Origin of the sequence: Algoriphagus litoralis, from assembly GCF_003259255.1 — a bacterium.
Taxonomy (GTDB): domain Bacteria; phylum Bacteroidota; class Bacteroidia; order Cytophagales; family Cyclobacteriaceae; genus Algoriphagus; species Algoriphagus litoralis.
The window spans coordinates 1-606 of record NZ_QGOL01000022.1 but is presented as its reverse complement, the minus strand read 5'-3'; the positions used below and the strand labels follow the sequence as shown (position 1 = coordinate 606).

At 29.2% G+C, this 606-nt stretch carries 1 protein-coding gene; it reads right to left on the bottom strand.

The genetic code is table 11. The features are described 5' to 3' along the window. Positions 1-163 precede the first annotated feature (163 nt). On the bottom strand, positions 164-574 hold the full coding sequence (locus DK188_RS19945) for a hypothetical protein (RefSeq protein WP_111672622.1): 411 nt from the start codon (positions 572-574) through the stop codon (positions 164-166). Positions 575-606 lie beyond the last annotated feature (32 nt).

Genomic DNA, 606 nt, shown 5'->3' with positions numbered 1-606 from the left:
TCTTTTTAAAATGCCCTATAACGTTCTGCAGCTACCCGCAGGTAGGGCGGATTAAGAAAGACTTATACGAATTGTTATATTTTATCATTTCAATATTTTTTCATACGAACGAAAGTGTCCCTACTTGTTGGTAGGTGCTGTTAGGCGGCGGTGTTTATTAAATTTATTCTGTTAAAGTCAGCAAATATTTTAGTGAATCTGTATTTATTAATAATTGATTATTTCTTTGAAATATAAAACGGTCCATACAAATAATCTCGACAGAATCATTATTATATTTTAATTCAAGTTTAATTCTCGTATCAACATTTTGATAATATTCCTTGCCTGCAGTTTTACCATCATTTAAATAAGTAATTATTTGTGTTATAATAATGGAATCTCTAATAACTTTTGTTTGAAAGTCAGAAAAATATTTCTCAAAATCAGCGCACTTCACATCTGCAAAGGTTTCAATATCCAAATCAACGAATCTAGATGTAACCATTGTCACATATTTTTCGTGATTTGTACTTTTTTGATTGCAGCTGTAAATAAGTAATAAAAATGGTATTATAAATATTATTCTTTGCATTGATTGTCGTTTTTACACTGCCGCATAACGTT